A 16,760-nucleotide genomic window follows, 5' to 3' on the forward strand; every position below is an offset into this window, starting at 1 on the left:
AATGGCAATCCCCTTCCATAAGGAACTGCGTATCGGGGCCTATCTGATGAAGCAGAAGCTTCTCGGCCGGAAACGCTATCCGCTCGTACTGATGCTGGAGCCGCTGTTCCGCTGCAACCTGGCCTGCGCGGGCTGTGGCAAGATCGACTATCCCGACGCGATCCTCAACCGCCGCATGAGCGCGCAGGAGTGCTGGGACGCCGCCGACGAATGCGGCGCGCCGATGGTCGCGATCCCCGGCGGCGAGCCGCTGATCCACAAGGAGATCGGCGAGATCGTGCGCGGCCTCGTCGCGCGCAAGAAGTTCGTCTCGCTCTGCACCAACGCGCTGCTCCTGGAGAAGAAGCTCGACCTGTTCGAGCCGTCGCCTTACCTGTTCTTCTCGGTGCATCTCGACGGCCTGCGCGAGCATCACGACAAGGCGGTGTCGCAGAAGGGCGTGTTCGACCGCGCCGTCTCCGCGATCAAGGCCGCCAAGGAGCGCGGCTTCACCGTCAACGTCAACGCCACGGTGTTCGACGGCCACCCGGCCGAGGAGATCGCCAAGTTCCTGGACTTCACGACCGAGCTCGGCGTCGGCGTGACCATGTCGCCCGGCTATGCCTATGAGCGCGCGCCGGACCAGGAGCACTTCCTCAACCGCACCAAGACCAAGCAACTGTTCCGCGACGTCTTCAAGCTCGGCAAGGGCAAGAAGTGGAATTTCATGCATTCCGGCCTGTTCCTCGACTTCCTCGCCGGAAACCAGGAGTTCGAGTGCACCCCCTGGGGCATGCCTGCGCGCAACATCTTCGGCTGGCAGAAGCCCTGCTATCTGCTCGGCGAAGGCTACACCAAGACCTTCAAGGAGCTGATGGAGACCACCGACTGGGATTCCTACGGCACCGGCAAGTACGAGAAGTGCGCCGACTGCATGGCGCATTGCGGCTATGAGGCGACCGCCGCCAATGCGGCGCTGACCAACCCGATCAAGGCGATGTTCGTGTCGCTGCGCGGCATCAAGACCGAAGGCCCGATGGCGCCGGAGATCGACCTCTCCAAGCAGCGCCCGGCGCAATACGTGTTCTCGTCTGAGGTGCAGAAGCGCCTCTCCGAGATCCGCAAGGACGAAGCGATCGAGGCGCAGCAGAAGGCCTCGACGGCCGCCTGAGCCGCCCGACCATCAAACCACAGCGAAGCGGCCGCCGGGGCAACCGGCGGCCGTTTTCGTCGAGGTGCTATGGGCTCGTAGGCGCCGCTCCGCCCCAGTGCAGGGATTGCGCCTCTGAGCGAAGCTCTCTCCACACGTCATTGCGAGCGCAGCGAAGCAATCCAGGGCTCCGCACACCACTCTGGATCGCTTCGCTGCGCTCGCAATCACGGAGCAAGCGGGAATTATCGGAGCCTTAGCCGATAAAGCCGACGATCATTCGCCAGCCGGAGCCTTACGCCTCGGCGACGGCCAGCGGCTCGGTCTCGAGGAAATGCTCAGCCGCGAGCAGGCCGCTCAGCAGCAGGTCGCGGGCGCCGCGGAGCGAGCGCAGGGCGCGATTGAACTCGATGCCGGTCGACACCAGGCCACGCAGCACGGCCGGATTGCGGGCGACACCGCGCAGGATCATCGGCAGGTCGATGTCGCCATTCGGCTTGATCGCATCCTTGGCGAGCGACGGCAGGGTGCGATGGGCGGGATCGGAGATCACCCGCAGCGCCGCGAACGGCAGCCCGTACTCGGCGGCATAGGCGGCAGCGATGTGGCTCTCCATGTCGACCGCGGCCGCGCCGGTCTTCATGCGCAGCGCCGCCTTGCGGGCCTGCGCCACCACCACCTCTTCGGCCCCGGCGAGCACGCCGCGCACGACGCGGCGCTTCTTCAGGGCGGCGCGGGCGATGTGCTCCTCGCGCAGCGACAGGCCCGACAGCCAGCGGGCATCGCCGGCGGTCACCTCGGTGGCGACGACGATGTCGCCGGCCTTGAGGCTCGGATCGAGGCCACCGGCCACGCCGAAGCTGACGACGCCGCGGATCGAGGTCGGATCGAACACGGTGAGCAGCGAGCGCAACTGCCTGGGGTCGCTCGAGCTGCAGATCACCATCATGCCGGGCCCGGCAGCAATCCGGGCCTCCTGCACCAAGCCCGTCACGACCAAGACCGGCCGCGGATCAATCGGGCGATCCGCGGACGTGTCGTCCCCCATCCCCAACTTCACAATCCGACCCCTGACACCTTCTCGGACGTCGCGTGATCCGACGTCTCCGTCTCTTGTTCCAAAGCCTCAGCCGCGGCGGCGCCAGAGCGGAAAGACCTTAACAAACCGAGGATTACGCAGAAAATTTCCACGAGGAAACCCCGTTTGCGCCGCACTGCACCCGCACCCGATGCGTTTTTTGCCGGGTGTTGCCATTTGGCCCCGCCGCCCCCTGTTCCGCCCTGGAACAGATCGCGCCAGCGCCTCCAGGCGTGGAACTTTAAGCAAGAACTACGCCACGAAAATGTGAGACTCGCGGCGCAGGCGGCCTGACGGCGCGTCCAGATTCGGCAGCCCTGCGCCCGTCAGCCGTGCCCGAGCAGGAGATTCGCGGCGCGGTCGCCGGAGCGCACCGAGCCTTCGATGGTTGCCGGCAGGCCGGTATCGGTCCAGTCCCCCGCCAGAGCGAGATTGCCGAACGCCGTCTTCACTCCGGGCCGGAGCGCGTTCTGCTCCGGCGTCGCCTCGAAGGTGGCGCGACGCTCGCGCACGATCTGCCACGGCGGCAGCTCGCCCGAGATCCCGGCGGCCTTGCAGACGTCGGCCCAGATCGCGGCGGCGAGTTCCTCGCGCGGCATGTCGACCAGGCGATCGCCATTGCTGATGGTGACCGAGAGCCGCTGCGGGAAGGCGAACAGCCACTCGACCAGGCCGCCGACCACTCCGAGCAGAGCTGGTGCATCGCGCGGCGGCGTGATGCGGAAATGGGCATTGACGATGGCACGATATTTCGTCGGCCCCGTGAGTCCCGGCAGCAGCGCCATCGCCGGCCGCGGCGGCACGGCGAGCACCACGACGTCGGAGGAACCGAGCGCGACGGTTTCATCACCGCCGAACCTGAGCCCGGTGACGCGACCGCCTGCATTGTCGAGGCCGCGCAGCTCGCGACCGATCCGGACGCTGCCGCCCTTGCCTTCCAGGAATTTCACGGCCGGATCGATCAGCACGCCCGACAACCCGTCGCGCGCGATCAGCGGCCGGCAGGCCTGACCGCCGGCCAACAGCGTCTCGCGGACGATGGCGCCGGCGAGCCCCGCCGAGCCCTCCGGCGGATCGCAGTTCAGCGCCGCGAGCAGCAGCGGCTGCACCAGCCGGTCGTACAGCGCGCCCTTGCAGGGAATCGTGCTGCCGATGGTCTTGGACGTGCCGGCCCAGATCAGCGGCGACAATGCGAGATAGTCGCCGAGCTTGGTATCCGGCACGCGGCGGCCCTCGTCGAACACCCACAGCGGCAGCCGGCCGTTGCCGAGATCGAGCAGCCAGCGCTGGCCGCTCCGGATGTCGACGAATGCGAACTGCGCCTTCTCCGGCCCGACCAGCCCCGCTTCCGAGCCGATCGCACGGGCATAGGACAGCACGTGATGATTGGCCGACAGCAGCAGATGGTTGCCGTTGTCGATCACCAGGTCGGTCGCGGCGTCGTAATAGGACCGGCAGCGGCCGCCGAGCTGCTGGGTGGCCTCGTGGACGTGCACGATGTAGCCCGCGTTGGCGAGCCGCACGCCGGCGGAAAGGCCGGACACGCCGGCGCCGATGATGTGAGCTGTCTTCTGCATCAGATGATTGCGTAACGGAGGATGATGCCGATCTTCGTGAGCTTGCTCACGCGGACGGGCTCGCGCGGCAGCGCGAAGCCGCGTTCGAGCAGGAGGTCGAACACGGCGCGATAATATTTCGACATGATCCGCGGCGCCCGCACGGCGCGCCGGCGATTTCGCCGCATGATCTCGTCGGCCTTCTCGAAATGCGTCTTGGCCCTGACCGCTACCGAGTTGCAGACCTTGGGCAGCGCCCGCTCCTGCATCACCTTGACCGGATCGTCGCTGGTGATGCCGGCGAACAGCAGCGCCTCGCGCGGCAGGTAGAGCCGGCCGATGCCGGCATCCTCGTCGATGTCGCGCAGGATGTTGGTGAGCTGCAGCGCGCGGCCGAGATGGTGCGCGAGCAGGATGCCGTCCTCCTCGGGCATGCCGAAGATGCGCACCGAGAGGCGGCCGACCGCGCTCGCCACGCGGTCGCAATAAAGGTCGAGCGTGGCGAGATCGGGCGCGCGGATCTCCGCCGGCACGTCCATCTCCATGCCGTCGATGATGGCGAGGAAGTCCTCGCGCTTCAGTCCGAAGGTCTTCACCGACGCGACATAGTCGCGCAGCCGCGGCGGCGGGTTGCCCTGGTACAGCGCGTCGATGTCGTCGCGCCATTTCTGCAGCGCCGCCAGCCGCTCGGGCCGCGGGCCGTCGGAATCGGCGATGTCGTCGACCTCGCGGCAGAAGCTGTAGACCTGGAACATCGCATCGCGCTGGGCGCGCGGCAGGATGCGCATGGCAGCATAGAACGAGCTGCCGGAGGCCGCCGTGCCGTGATCGACGTTATCCGCGGTCGCCTCGAGGGTCATGCGCCGGCTGCCGATTTGGTCTGGGGATGACGCCCGGCCACGCGGCGGCCGATCTCGCCCATCACCGAGGTGAAGGTGAGACCGAGCATGCCGATGGGCGACAGGTGCACGCGCTCGCTCAGCGGATCGCGCACCTTCAGCAACGCCACGATGCGGTCGGCGAAGGCCTGGATCACGGCGATCTCCAGTCCGAAGCGGAAATCCTTGACGCCGCTGTTGAGGTCCCTGCCCTCCTCGAGCAGCGCCGCATTGCGGACGGCGAGCTTCTGCAGGCAGCTCAAGAGCTGCGGCGACGATTTGGCTGCGCCGAGCATCTCGACCGTGGCGCCGGCTTCGGCCAGCGCGTCGCGCGGCAGATAGACGCGGTTGAGCGCCTTGTAGTCCTTGCCGCAGTCCTGCAGGTGGTTGTTGATCTGAAGGCCGGCGCAGATCGCGTCCGAGGCCGGCCAGGTCGCGGTGGACTCGCCGTGCACATCGAGCATGAAGCGGCCGACCGGCATCGCCGAATAGCGGCAGTAGTGGATGACCTCGTCCCAGTTCTCGTAGCGCAGCTTGGTCACGTCCATCCGGAAGGCAACCAGCAGATCGAGCGCGTGCCGGGGCGACATGCCGCGCCCGGCGAGCGCCCGGCGCAGGCTGACGGCGACGTCCTGGGTCTCGCCCGTTCCCGTCAGCTCAGCCTCGAGCAGGTCGAGCAGCCGCAGCTTCTCGTCGCCCGGCAGGCTCGGATGGTCGGCGATGTCGTCGGCGGTGCGCACGAAATTGTAGAAGGCGAGGATCAGCGCCCGATGCTCAGGACGGATGATCCACGACGCCACCGGAAAGTTCTCGTCCCGGTGTGTCTTGCCGGATCGCAAATCGCTCGCGGTGGTCATGGACGAAACAGCTATCAGGTTGAAGGGGCGCTACCGAAAACAATGCCCGCCGCTTCGCTCATGCGAACGGATTGCTCGCCCCCCATATAGGCGAAGATCCCGCCAAAACCAATGCAATCGATGTCGGGCAGCCCATAGAAGCGAACCGCCGTCCTGCCCCGAGGGGGCGGGCCGGCGGTCGTTAACCAAGAGAGTTCGGAAACAACCGTTCCGAACGGCAACCGCTTACTGGTTGTGGGTCTTCAGCACCTGATCGCAGGCCGAGCTGATCTTGGGGCGGTTCTCCTTGAGGCACGCCAGAATCGTGAAGTCACCCTGATCGATGACCGCACGGCAGAACTTCTGAACGTCACGCGTGCAGGCCGCCTGCTCTTCGGGCGTGCCGCCGCGGCCTTGCGCGAACGCACCGGTGGAAACGGACACCGACGACAGCAGGGAAAGTGCCAGGAAAATCTTACGCATCGTGTTCCTTCATTTTGACAGCAGAGGAGACCTCCCGGATCGCCGATGCTGCCCGGGAAACACCTGTTTGGTTTGGCAAGGACCGCAAGCCCCCCAGCGCCGGAGGTACGCTGCCAAATGCGGCCAAATTTGCGCCCTATGATGCCGAGCGGATCAAGCTCGGAGATCACAGCTTTGGCACAAACAAGGCGTTGATACTAGGGCGTTATTCTCGGAACACGTTTTTCGCATTTGGCTGTTGCAAGCATGCCGCGCGGACCGTTAGATGCGGGCGCCGTCGAGGCGGCTTGCGTGCAGCCGTCTTGCGAGGACGACCATTCGGCGCCGACCGGTCGCACGGTATCGGCGGGCATCATGGCATCCGGTCGCAGCGCCCGACCGGCCGTCATTTGAACCTAACCTTCGGCGAGAACACCAAGTGTTCGAAGCGGCGGCATACGCCGACACAGCGGTGTCATTTTGGATGGGAAACTCGATATGAAACTGTTCGGCTCACCTTTCTCTGGGCACGTCGTCAAGGCCGCCGGTCTCGGAGCGGCACTGTTCGTGGCGGCGACCGCAGTTCAGGCTCAGTCGGGCCCGTTCGCCGGCTTCGACGGCTCGTGGTCGGGCAACGGCACGGTCGCGCTGTCGGACGGCACCACCGAGCGCATCCGCTGCAAGGCCAGCTACAAGGTGGCCGGCGCCAATCTGAAGCAGAGCCTGCAATGCGCCAGCGACAGCTACAAGTTCCTCCTGTCCAGTGACGTCACCAGCCAGGGCGACCGCATCTCCGGCAACTGGAGCGAATCCAGCCGCAACGTGAACGGCGAGCTGCAGGGCACCGCCGGCAACGGCCAGATCGACGTGTTCGTGCAGGCCGCCGGCTTCGCCGCCAGCATCACCCTGCGGACCAGCGGCAACAAGCAGGTCGTGCAGATCTCCTCCAAGGGCGAGATTCGCGGCGTCAACATCACGATGTCGAAGACCTGATCTTTGGACCGGAGCGCGTCGCGCGCTCACGGGCAGTCGAATGCGCAAACGGCCCTGACAATGTCAGGGCCGTTTTGTTTTGCGGTGCTTCCGCAGCCGTCGGATACGAATGAGACCCACCGTTGTCGTCGCCCGGTTTGCCGCCTTCGCTCACGCTTCGGCGCGCCCTCAAGGTGTTTAGCCGCGTCGAAGCCGAAGGCGCAGACAGGACCGGGCGCCCAGTGTTCCAGAGGCTGTCGTAGTTGAACCGATAGGCCACGGCGTACTGGATTACCCGCTTTCGCGGGTATAACGGCCCTGGTTTACGCAACAGCCTGGGCTAGAGCGGCTTGCGCTTCAGCTTCTGCGACAGGTTGATCAGGAACATCGCGGTCGGGCGGAGGATGAAGAGGTCGGCAAACAGCGCCGCCACCATCGAGAACGCGCTCAGCCAACCGAACAGCCGCAGCGACGGCAGATCCGAGAACACGGTGACGACCAGGCCGCAGGCCAGCACCACGGTGGTGAGGATCAGCGCCGGTCCGACCAACACGGTGGCACGCTCCACTGCGACCGCGGCACTGACGCCGGGCGCGCTCTCCATCCGCAGCCGGTTCAGGAAGTGGATGGTGGCCGACAGGCCGAGGCCGAAGGAGACCGTGAGCGCCACCACGCTGGCGAATTGCAGCCCCTCCCCCATGGCCCACAGCACGGTCCCCGACATCACGACAGGGAAAATGCCGGGCAGGATGCAGGCGAGCATGACGACCCAGGACCGGAAGGCCAGCCCGATGAACATCGCCACCAGCGCGAACTCGATCGTCAGCCCATGGTTGAGCTTTTCGATCATGCCGGCCGAGTTGCGCGCGGCGATGGCGGCGAGACCGGTGACGGCGATTTCATAGCCGGGATGCTTCTTTCTCACCGCATCGAGCTCGCGGTCGAGCTTGTCGACCACCGGCAGCAGCTGGCTGGAATCGATATCCGGCACACGGCCGGCGACCACGACGGCATCCTGCTCCTTGTCGATGAAGCGGCGCACGAGGTGCTCGGGGATCAGATTGACGTATTCCTGCAACGTCGCCGTATCCGACGAGCCGGCCTTCTCGGCCAGCCAGCGCCGGAGCGTCTCAACCGACCAGACGTTGCCGACGCCGGCGGTCTTCTCGACCGTGGCATGGACGTCGGCGATGGTCTGCAGGGTCTCCGGGGCATACAGCGAGGCGCCCTTCGGAAACTGGATGAGCACGTTGACCGGATTGGCGCCGGTCAGCTTGGCATCGAGCCGGTTGCTCGCCGCAACCGCCTGCTGCTTGTCCGGCACCTGGTCGGCGAGGCGATAGCGCGGCTCCAGGGTCGAATACACCACCGCGAGCGAGCCGACGAACAGCACCGCGATCAGGCTGAACAGGCCGGGACGGCCGACCATGCGCACCGCGATCCAGTAGCAGAAATTGCGCAGCGCCTGGACGCCGGCGTCGGCGCCCTGGAATTTGACCGCGAACGTCTTCTCGTTGCGCACCAGCAGCACGCCGAACACCGGCACCAGCGACAGCACCGCGACCAGCGCGATGATGGTGGCGGCGAGCCCCGCCTCGCCGAACTTGCGGATCAGGTCGCTGTCGGAGAACTGCAGGGCGATGAAGGAAATGCCGGCGGTGGCGTGGGTCAGGACGCAAGCCGGGCCGACGACCAGCACGGCGTTCTTGAACGCCGTCACCTTGTCCTGCCCCGCGATCAGGCGGTCGCGAGCGGCGAAGGTGAGCTGCATCGAATCGGAGAAGCTGATGACCATGATGAGCGGCGTCATCACGTTCAGGAACATGTTGAGATTGAAATTGGCCCACCCGAGCGCGCCGAGCGCGAGCATGATCGCGATCAGCGGCGGAAACGCCGCCGCGATCATGAAGGAGACCTTGCGGAAGAAGATGATGGCGATGACGCAGCCGGCGAGAATGCCGAGAATGTTGTAGGTCAGCCCGTCACGCTCCACCGCGTTGCGGATCTCGAGCTGCATGACCGGCACGCCGGAAAGCTGGACATTCAGGCCGGTGTCGCCGAGGTCATCCGCCATCAGCTTCCGGATGTCGCCCACCACCTTCCCGAGATCGTTCGAGGCGACCACCTTGGGCTCGAGCGACAGCACGATCAGGGCCAGCGTGCCGTCCTCCGACAACAGCTTGCCACGGATGATCTCGTTGGACTTCACCGTTTCGATGAACTTGTCGTAGGCCTCGCCCTCCGGCAGATCCGACGGAAACAGCGCGGCCGGCAGCTTGCCGGGCGCCGGCGCCTGACGGGCCGAGAACAGCGACACCAGGCCCCGGGTACCCTCGACCAGTTGCAGGTCGGTCACGAAGTCACGAAGCTTCTCGAGGTTTTGGCGGGCCAGCAGGGTCTTGCCCTCGACCACGACGAGGACGTCGAATTCCTCGGCCGGGAACTTCTTCGTCACCTCCTCGTACTGGTGGAATTCCTTGCTGTCGGAGCGAAACAGCTGGCTGAGCGAATCGTCGATCTGGATGCGCTTGATGCCGAACACCGCCGCCACGATGAGAACGAGCAGGACGACGCAGGAGAAGATCGGCGCCTTGACCGCGAGGAGGCCGAGCCGCTCGATGCCAAAGGCGATGCTGTCGGCCGGCCGGTGCTCGACCTTCTCGACATGGACTTCGTTGTCGTGCCTGACTTCCAGCATGCGGTGTCCAGTGGTTGGGGCGCGGCCCAATTCGGAAGGCCTGAGCGCATAGGGCAGAAATAAGGCCGCTCAGCGAAGCAGAGATGACCGCATTGTGGCCCGCAGCCGAAGCTAATCCTTGAAAACACGTGAAAATTCGTCGAGGCGGTCTAGCAGGGTTCACTCCCCGGCCGCAACCTTGCGCGGCCACACAAGACGGCGAGCCGCGACGGCTTCCGATCACGCCACGATTCTGCCGTGCTTGAAAAGAGGTGGACGGCCCCGACGGACGCGGGGCTCGAAACCTGAACGACTCAAGGACCGGTATCCGACTGAGCCGTCCTTGCCGGAGCAGGCCGCGGCGCCGGCGAGCGCCCCGCTGCCCTGCCCCGGCGAGGCCATCACCCCGCAGGAAGGGCGGCCTCGCGCAGCCGGATCGAGTAGTTCGACGCGTTCTGATGCCCGCGCGAGGCGGCGCGCGCAAACATGATGAGGTGATGCGCGATCAGCGTCACGGCGATGAAATTCTCGATCTCGCCGCGCTTGAGCTGGCTCCAGGCAAAGCGCCAGAACGGCCGCTTGTAGTCGCCGAGCACGCCCACCTTCCAGAAGATCTTGCCCATCATGACCAGGCCGCGCCTGACGTTCGGCCAGCTCTTCATCTCGTCGCTGACCGGCACCTCGATGCGGTTGGCGTAGGTGGTGTCGCATTGGTGCTTGTAGCGCGCGAACAGCCGCTCCGGCTCATAGGCCACCTCCATGCAGCGCCGCCACGCCGTGACCACCTCGTCATAGGGCATCAGGAATTTCACGTTGGAGTCGCGACCGTCGTCGTGGACCAGCCTGCCCTCGCGCTCGAGGCGATCCCACAGGGGCGTCTTCGGCAGCGCCTGCAGCAGATTGATCGTGAGCAGCGGGATCCGGCTCTCCTCGACGAACTGCAGCAGCGCGTCCGCGGTCTGCGGCGTGTCGGTGTCCAGCCCCATGATGATACCGGAGACGACCTCCATGCCGTAGCTGTTGATCGTCCTGATCCCCTCCAGGATCGGCACCATCATGTTGTGATCCTTCTGCATGGCCGTCAGCGCATCCGGATCGGGCGTCTCGATGCCGCAGAAGATGGTGATGAAATAGGCCTCGCGCATCTTCTCCAGGATCTCGGGCCGCTTGGCGATGTTGAGCGTGGCCTCGCAGGCGAGCCGCATCACATAGCCGGTGCGCTTCTGCCATTCGATCAGATGCGGCAGCAGCTCCGCCGTCGCTTTGCGGTTGCCGATGAAATTGTCGTCGACGAAATAGACCGAGCCGGTGACGCCGCATTCCCTGAGCTTGTCGAGCTCGGCGATGATCTGCTGCGGCGACTTGATGCGCGGGTTGCGCCCATAGAGGCCGGGGATGTCGCAGAACTCGCATTGATAGGGACAGCCGCTGGAATACTGGATACTGCCGAGAAAGTACTTCTTCACCTCGGCGAGCTCATAGGCCGGCACCGGGAAATCGGTCATCGCCACCCGCTCGCTGGTCCGCAGCACGACCTGCTGCGCAGGCCGTGACGGATCCCGCGCCAGCCGCGCGATCAGCTCGTCGGTCGCATCGCCAAGCTCGCCGACATGCAGATAGTCGAAGCTCGGATAGTAGTCCGGGCAGGCGCTGACCGAAGGGCCGCCGAGCGCGACCGGCAGGTCGAACGCGTGCGCCCGCTGGCAGATGTCGTTCATCTGCTGACGCTGGATGTGCATGCCGCTGACGAACACCGCTTCGGCCCAGGAGAAATCCTCGTCCCGCGCCGGGCGGATGTTCTCATCGATGAAGCGCACCTGCCAGGAGCTTGGAAGATAGGCCGCGATCAGCAGCAGCCCCTGCGGCGGCATGAAGGCCTGGATGCCGTCGGTGAGCGGATAGGCATGCTCGAAGGTTCCGAACGACGAGGTGTAGCGCGGAAACACACAGAGAATGCGACGTACCGTTTCGATGCCCTCGAATCTCATCGACTGCCCCTCGCGACAACCCGCTAACTGGTTACCTTACGGCCGAAGACAAGGCTTCGCCACCCCTTCCGGAAAAGTTGAGGTGCGATCGAGTTTTCCGCTCCTGTCGCAAGGCGCGACGTCCCCGCCGCGTGCCCGATGCTCACGCTGCCAGGCATGATCAGACGCGACCTGATGAGGCGACCTGATCCAATGTATCGCAATACGGATGGCGGAATGCGACGGGCGATCCAAGGTTCCAATCAGATGGATCATCGATCGGTCGAGCGCGACGACCGCTCCCGCCTGTCTCCGATCGGCGACCAATTGCTGAGCGCGCGTGCGCGCGGTCACTGGTTTGCAATGCATTTGCAAGGGAACGAGGGGCCTCGAAAGGGCGCATGCCCTCCGTAGTCAACCGGACGCCCCGGCGCCCGCCCCTGCTGCGGAGCACCAACTAATCGATTGAAACGCCAAGCAAAGTACGCTGTGGTTGTATAATACTGACGGTGTCCACTTAACGCTTTCTCCATGAAGGTTTTGCATAACTATTAACAATCAAGCGCCTCCTCCGTCGCAGCAAAAACTCGCGGTGTCTCACCTCATGACCTCACGCCCGACGTCAACGAAGACGGCCACGCGCCGATCCATCGCAGTCAAGCTCTATGCAATCTTCGCGTTGTTTGCGCTATTGACCGCCGCAATCACCTGGCTGTCCGACTACAACTCGCGGCGGGCCACGGAGCTCATCAAAGCCATCGAGACGGTCAATCTCGCCGCTCACAACGTTCAGCTGGTCAACGGCCTCGTCTATGCCGTCGTGATGGAGTCGCGTGGCGTCTACATGTCGACAGATCCGGCCGTCGTGAAGCAATACGGCAACGGCTTGCTCAAATTCAACGCCGAGATTCTGAAGGTCGTCGACAAGTGGCAGGCGATCGTACAGGCCGACGACGCCCAGCAATTCGCAACGTTCAAGAAGCGGATCGAGCAATTCGTCGAATTCCGCGCCGAACTGGTCCGCCGCGCCAATGAAATCAGCCCGGCTGCGGGACGCGAGTGGGGCGACAACGACGCCAATCGCTCCGTGCGCAAGGCGCTCAACACGGACCTCGAAGCGCTGTCCAAAGTCTATGTCGAGCGCGGAGGAAAGATCGCCGAGAAGGCGGCGCTGAACAACAAGCTCTCGCTCATGCTGACAGGCCTTGGCGGCTTGATGTTGGTTCTGGTCGCAGCCGGCGTGGTGATCATCGCTCGCTCGATCGCTCGGCCGCTGTCTCAGATCACCGAGACGATCCGCCAGGTCGCCACCGGCGCCGAGAACGTCGAAGTGCCGTATGCCGGGCGCGCCGACGAGGTCGGCGAGCTGGCCCGCGCCATCGGCGTGTTCCAGCAGGCGATGGCCCACAACCGCGACCTCAATGTCCAGGTCTCGCAGGACTCCGAAATCCGCGAAGCCCGGGCCCGCCACATCGAAACCGCGGTCGAGGAATTTCGCACCGCAATCGGCAGCGTGATGCGGACCGTCACCGAGAACGCCGCCGCGATGCGCGCCACCGCCGAGGCGATCACACGGCTGACGGCGGACGCCAACGAGCGCGCGGTCACCGCAGCCGGCGCGACGTCGCAGGCCTCGACCAACGTTTCCGCCGTCGCGAGCGCCGCCGAGGAGTTGTCGACGTCCGTCGAGGAGATCGGCCGGCAGATCCGGCAGTCGGCCGGCGCCGTCGAGCAGACCGGCCAACGCACCGAGAAGTCGGTCACGGAGATCGAGGGCCTTGCCGCCGCCACCCAGCGCATCGACGGCGTATTGACCCTGATCCAGACCATCGCCGAGCAGACCAACCTCCTCGCTCTGAATGCGACCATCGAGGCCGCCCGCGCCGGCGAGGCCGGCCGCGGCTTTGCCGTCGTCGCTCACGAGGTCAAGGCGCTGGCCGGGCAGACGGCCAAGGCGACCGAGGAGATCAGCCAGAACGTCGGCCTGATCCAGGCCTCGACCAAGACCGCGGTCGACGCGGTCCGCGAGATCGGCCAGGCTGTCCGCGGCATCAACGAGATCACCTCGAACATCTCCAATGCCATCCAGCAGCAGGACCAGGCGACGCGGGAGATCTCGACCAACGCGCAGTCGACCGCCCAGGGCAACCAGACGCTGGTCATGAACATCGGCTCGCTCCGCGACGCCATCAGTGAGACCTCGACGGCCGCCGCCTCCGTCCTGTCGGCGTCCGGCGACCTCAACGCGACCGCGCAGACGCTCGCCAACGAGGTCGAGAAGTTCTTTCAGAACCTGCGCTCGGGTCCGTCCGCGGAGATGCGGCTGCGCAAGGCGAGCTGACCGGGGCGAGCCCTCGGTTGCGGAAATCGCCCCCGCAAGACGTGATCCGTTCCGACACCGGAACCGTTTCTTGGTTTTTGGAGAGCCGTCGTGCGCCAGACAGCCAAGAAACTTCCGTTCGCCTGCGACCCGGTCGCGGTCACCCAGGATGACGTCGAGGACGCCATCCGCACCATCCTGACCTGGATCGGCGAGGATCCGTCACGCGAGGGTCTCTCCGAGACCCCGGCCCGCGTGGCGCGGGCCTACAAGAGCTATTTTTCCGGCTATGAGCAGAACCCCGAGGAGTATCTGCGCAAGACGTTCGAGGAGACGGCCGGCTACGACGAGATGGTGCTGTTGCGGAACATCCCGTTCCAGAGCCATTGCGAGCACCACATGGCGCCCATCATCGGCCGCGCCTGGGTCGGCTACGTGCCGCGCAACCGCGTGGTCGGGATCTCCAAGCTCGCCCGGGTCGTCGAGGCCTATGCCAGCCGGCTGCAGATCCAGGAGCGCATGACCGCTGAGATCGCCAACATCATCGACGAGGTGCTGCAGCCGCAGGGCGTGGCGGTCGTGATCAAGGCAGCCCATCACTGCATCAGCTCGCGCGGCGTCAAGAAGCACGGCGTCGATCTCACCACCAGCCGCATGCTCGGCTGCTTCCGCACCGACCCGATGAGCCGCCAGGAGTTCCTGGCGATGGTCAATTCCGACCTGAAGGATTGAGGGGCCGGAAAATCCTCCGCCCGCTGTGATCCAGCCGTCCATGGTCCACGTTATCCAGGGTCAAGCAGCGTGCCGGGGACCATGACCACGCGACTGAGAGCGACTGGATTAGCGCAATGGAACGTGGCATCGTCCCGGCATCGATTTGCACGGGCCTTCAGTGCCCGTACCAGGGTGAATGTGAGCAGAGGGCCGAAGGCGACTGTGGACTGGGCTGAATTGATCGGACGCGTCGCCGCGCGCGGCGATCGCGAGGCATTCAAGGCCCTGTTTGCGCATTTTGCGCCCCGCATCAAAGGCTTCCTCATCAAGACCGGCTGCAACGCCGACGACGCTGAGGAAATCGCCCAATCCACCATGGTGGCGGTGTGGACGAAGGCGGGGCAATTCGATCCGTCGACGGCCGGCGCGGCCGCCTGGATCTTCACGATCGCGCGCAACCAGCGGATCGACGCCGCGCGCAAGGCCGCCCGCGACAGCCGGCTGAGCAGAGAAGTGGGACGGGACGAGGAAGCCGATCCGACGCCCGCAGCCGACCAGATCGTCTCGCGTGTCGAAGATGCCACACGGGTGGCGGCCGCGATCGAAAGATTGTCGGTGGAGCAATCCACCGTGATCCGCCTGTCGTTCGTTGAAGAACGACCGCATTCGGAAATCGCGGCGGTGCTCGGCCTGCCGCTGGGTACGGTAAAGTCACGAATCAGATTGGCGATGAATCGCCTGAGAGACCTGTTGGACGACGCGACATGACGATCAGCCACCACCCGCCGGAAGACCTGCTGGCCGACTTCGCCACTGGTGCGCTCGACGAGGCCGAGCGGCTGGTCGTCGGTGTCCATGTCGCCGATTGCGGCCGATGCCAGCGCTTCGTCCGCGCCATCGAGCAGCTCGCCGGCGCCTCGCTGGATGCGGCCGAGCCGATCGCGACGGGCGCGGATGCGTTCGATGCCGTGATGGCACGCATCGATCGACGCCCGCAGGCGGCGCCACAGGTGAGCGAGGTCGCCGAGCACGATCCCGAGCTCGCCGACCTCCCCGAGATGGTCAAGCGCTGCAAGATCGGCAAGCGCCGGCGTGTGGCGCCCGGCATCAGCATGCGCCCGATCCTGCTGCCGGGCACCGGAAAATCCCGCGCCTTTCTTCTGCGCTCGGAGCCCGGCGCACGAATGCTGGAGCATACGCATTCCGGCAATGAGCTGACCTGCGTGCTGAAGGGCAGCTTCAGCCATCTCGGCGGCTATTACGGACCCGGCGACTTCGACTATGGCGACGACGAGGTCGACCATCGTCCGGTGGTCGGTGACGAGGGCCCCTGCCTCTGCCTCGTCGCCATGACCGGCGACCTGCGCATGCACGGCCTGCTCGGCCGCCTGATCAGCCCGTTCGTCCGGCTCTGAATTGCTTCGCCGTCATTGCGAGCGCCGCGAAGCAATCCGGAGCGACGCGGAGGGCCTGGATCGCTTCGTCGTTTCGCTCCTCGCAACCATGACCGCAAGCATTCGGGTGATCCGCATCGGACTCTGACCCGTTTCCGCTCAGGAAGCGCATGGAGGAGACAGATGCGATCAGCAAGCGCGGATAAGGGGTACGTCGCGCATCTCGGCGGCTTGCTGGCCCGTGCCGGACGCAACGACGAGCAAGCCTTTGCCGAGCTGCATGCTGCAACGATCTTGAAGATGCGGAAGACCGTGCGCGCCTTGCTGCCCTCCTCGGCCGACCTCGACGACATCCTGCAAGATGGCTACCTGAAGATCTGGCGGCATGCCGCGAGCTTCGACCCGGCGCGCGCCTCGCCCATCACCTGGATGTGCACCATCATGCGCAACACCGCGATCGATGCGCTGCGCGCCACCGGCGTGCCGACCTCGGAGCTCGATGAGGCGCTCGCGATCCCTGATCCCGCTGACAGCGCCGCCGACGACGAGTTCGACTACGCGCTGGCGGAACCGATCGCCCGCGAGGCGCTCGAGCGGCTGCCGGAGGAGCGCCGGCGGCTGCTGGCGCTCGCCTATCTCGAGGGCGAAAGCCGGACGCGGCTGTCGGAACGGTTCGGCGTGCCGGTCGGCACCATCAAGACCTGGCTGCATCGCAGCCTGCTCACGGTGCGCAAGGATTGTCTCGGCCAGGCCCACGCGGTTACCGTGGCGGCCTGA

Annotated in this window: 14 protein-coding genes; 7 read left to right on the forward strand and 7 right to left on the reverse strand. The window is 65.5% G+C overall.

The window, feature by feature from the left end; translation table 11 throughout:
- The first annotated feature begins 1 nt into the window (after position 1).
- The gene (gene hpnH, locus QW845_RS09140; protein ID WP_315801260.1) at positions 2 to 1,150 is read left to right on the forward strand and encodes an adenosyl-hopene transferase HpnH; all 1,149 of its coding nucleotides are present in this window, start codon (positions 2 to 4) and stop codon (positions 1,148 to 1,150) included.
- 274 nt (positions 1,151 to 1,424) lie between these two features.
- Here the strand turns inward: hpnH and QW845_RS09145 are convergent, their stop codons facing one another.
- The 5 genes from QW845_RS09145 to QW845_RS09165 all read right to left on the reverse strand — a co-directional run bounded on the left by QW845_RS09145 (position 1,425) and on the right by QW845_RS09165 (position 5,960).
- Complete coding sequence (locus QW845_RS09145; protein ID WP_409997887.1) at positions 1,425 to 2,189, reverse strand: phosphorylase; 765 nt, start codon at positions 2,187 to 2,189, stop codon at positions 1,425 to 1,427.
- 344 nt (positions 2,190 to 2,533) lie between these two features.
- Entirely contained in the window at positions 2,534 to 3,784 is a 1,251-nt protein-coding gene (gene hpnE / locus QW845_RS09150; RefSeq protein ID WP_315801262.1) for a hydroxysqualene dehydroxylase HpnE, read from the reverse strand.
- Positions 3,784 to 4,623 (reverse strand): presqualene diphosphate synthase HpnD, encoded by an 840-nt coding sequence (hpnD, locus tag QW845_RS09155; RefSeq protein WP_315801263.1) that lies wholly within the window; start codon positions 4,621 to 4,623, stop codon positions 3,784 to 3,786. The genes hpnE and hpnD overlap by 1 nt, the downstream gene beginning before the upstream one ends.
- Entirely contained in the window at positions 4,620 to 5,498 is an 879-nt protein-coding gene (gene hpnC, locus QW845_RS09160) for a squalene synthase HpnC (RefSeq protein WP_315801264.1), read from the reverse strand. Before hpnC ends, hpnD begins: the two co-directional genes overlap by 4 nt.
- 225 nt (positions 5,499 to 5,723) lie before the next feature.
- Positions 5,724 to 5,960 carry a hypothetical protein gene (locus QW845_RS09165; RefSeq protein WP_315801265.1) on the reverse strand — a complete coding sequence of 79 codons (237 nt, stop codon included), beginning with the start codon at positions 5,958 to 5,960 and terminating at the stop codon, positions 5,724 to 5,726.
- 477 nt (positions 5,961 to 6,437) lie between these two features.
- Between QW845_RS09165 and QW845_RS09170 the strand changes: the two genes are divergently transcribed.
- The gene (locus QW845_RS09170) at positions 6,438 to 6,932 is read left to right on the forward strand and encodes a hypothetical protein (RefSeq protein ID WP_315801266.1); all 495 of its coding nucleotides are present in this window, start codon (positions 6,438 to 6,440) and stop codon (positions 6,930 to 6,932) included.
- A gap of 319 nt (positions 6,933 to 7,251) precedes the next feature.
- On the opposite strand, the gene QW845_RS09175 is transcribed toward QW845_RS09170, so the two are convergent.
- On the reverse strand, positions 7,252 to 9,609 hold the full coding sequence (locus tag QW845_RS09175; protein ID WP_315801267.1) for an efflux RND transporter permease subunit: 2,358 nt from the start codon (positions 9,607 to 9,609) through the stop codon (positions 7,252 to 7,254).
- 380 nt (positions 9,610 to 9,989) lie between these two features.
- Positions 9,990 to 11,576, reverse strand: coding sequence for a B12-binding domain-containing radical SAM protein (locus QW845_RS09180; protein WP_315801268.1), 1,587 nt, complete (start codon positions 11,574 to 11,576; stop codon positions 9,990 to 9,992).
- A 583-nt stretch (positions 11,577 to 12,159) separates the two neighbouring features.
- On the opposite strand from QW845_RS09180, the gene QW845_RS09185 reads away from it, so the two are divergent.
- The 5 genes from QW845_RS09185 to QW845_RS09205 all read left to right on the forward strand — a co-directional run bounded on the left by QW845_RS09185 (position 12,160) and on the right by QW845_RS09205 (position 16,760).
- Positions 12,160 to 13,896: a methyl-accepting chemotaxis protein gene (locus QW845_RS09185; protein WP_315801269.1), complete on the forward strand. Its 1,737-nt coding sequence runs from the start codon at positions 12,160 to 12,162 to the stop codon at positions 13,894 to 13,896.
- A 90-nt stretch (positions 13,897 to 13,986) separates the two neighbouring features.
- The gene (folE, locus tag QW845_RS09190) at positions 13,987 to 14,607 is read left to right on the forward strand and encodes a GTP cyclohydrolase I FolE (protein ID WP_315714899.1); all 621 of its coding nucleotides are present in this window, start codon (positions 13,987 to 13,989) and stop codon (positions 14,605 to 14,607) included.
- Between the two features lie 204 nt (positions 14,608 to 14,811).
- Positions 14,812 to 15,357: a sigma-70 family RNA polymerase sigma factor gene (locus tag QW845_RS09195; protein ID WP_315772520.1), complete on the forward strand. Its 546-nt coding sequence runs from the start codon at positions 14,812 to 14,814 to the stop codon at positions 15,355 to 15,357.
- Positions 15,354 to 16,004, forward strand: coding sequence for a ChrR family anti-sigma-E factor (locus QW845_RS09200; RefSeq protein ID WP_315749232.1), 651 nt, complete (start codon positions 15,354 to 15,356; stop codon positions 16,002 to 16,004). Before QW845_RS09195 ends, QW845_RS09200 begins: the two co-directional genes overlap by 4 nt.
- 162 nt (positions 16,005 to 16,166) lie before the next feature.
- Positions 16,167 to 16,760, forward strand: coding sequence for an RNA polymerase sigma factor (locus tag QW845_RS09205; protein ID WP_315801270.1), 594 nt, complete (start codon positions 16,167 to 16,169; stop codon positions 16,758 to 16,760).

Source organism: Bradyrhizobium sp. SZCCHNS3002 (genome assembly GCF_032377435.1).
GTDB lineage: Bacteria > Pseudomonadota > Alphaproteobacteria > Rhizobiales > Xanthobacteraceae > Bradyrhizobium.